Annotated in this window: 1 rRNA gene; it reads left to right on the top strand. The window is 49.6% G+C overall.

Annotated features, from left to right (window positions below):
- Positions 1 to 127: 127 nt before the first annotated feature.
- A 16S ribosomal RNA gene (locus tag HMPREF3112_RS10810) occupies positions 128 to 947 on the top strand; the annotation flags it as partial.

Below are 947 nucleotides of genomic sequence, written 5' to 3'. Positions count from 1 at the left end.
AGACCTTTGAGAACTGAATAAGAAACCAAGTGCAGGGTTATGATAGAAGACATTATAACCTGTCAATTTACAAGAATAAATCGTCAGACGACGGTAATGAGTTAACGCTCGAACAATTATTAAAGTTTTTAATGAGAGTTTGATCCTGGCTCAGGACGAACGCTGGCGGCGTGCCTAATACATGCAAGTAGAACGCTGAAGAGAGGAGCTTGCTCTTCTTGGATGAGTTGCGAACGGGTGAGTAACGCGTAGGTAACCTGCCTTGTAGCGGGGGATAACTATTGGAAACGATAGCTAATACCGCATAACAATGGATGACACATGTCATTTATTTGAAAGGGGCAATTGCTCCACTACAAGATGGACCTGCGTTGTATTAGCTAGTAGGTGAGGTAACGGCTCACCTAGGCGACGATACATAGCCGACCTGAGAGGGTGATCGGCCACACTGGGACTGAGACACGGCCCAGACTCCTACGGGAGGCAGCAGTAGGGAATCTTCGGCAATGGGGGCAACCCTGACCGAGCAACGCCGCGTGAGTGAAGAAGGTTTTCGGATCGTAAAGCTCTGTTGTAAGTCAAGAACGAGTGTGAGAGTGGAAAGTTCACACTGTGACGGTAGCTTACCAGAAAGGGACGGCTAACTACGTGCCAGCAGCCGCGGTAATACGTAGGTCCCGAGCGTTGTCCGGATTTATTGGGCGTAAAGCGAGCGCAGGCGGTTTGATAAGTCTGAAGTTAAAGGCTGTGGCTCAACCATAGTTCGCTTTGGAAACTGTCAAACTTGAGTGCAGAAGGGGAGAGTGGAATTCCATGTGTAGCGGTGAAATGCGTAGATATATGGAGGAACACCGGTGGCGAAAGCGGCTCTCTGGTCTGTAACTGACGCTGAGGCTCGAAAGCGTGGGGAGCGAACAGGATTAGATACCCTGGTAGTCCACGCCGTA

Origin of the sequence: Streptococcus sp. HMSC10E12, from assembly GCF_001807855.1 — a bacterium.
GTDB lineage: Bacteria > Bacillota > Bacilli > Lactobacillales > Streptococcaceae > Streptococcus > Streptococcus salivarius.
This window is presented reverse-complemented; position numbering and strand designations above follow the sequence as displayed.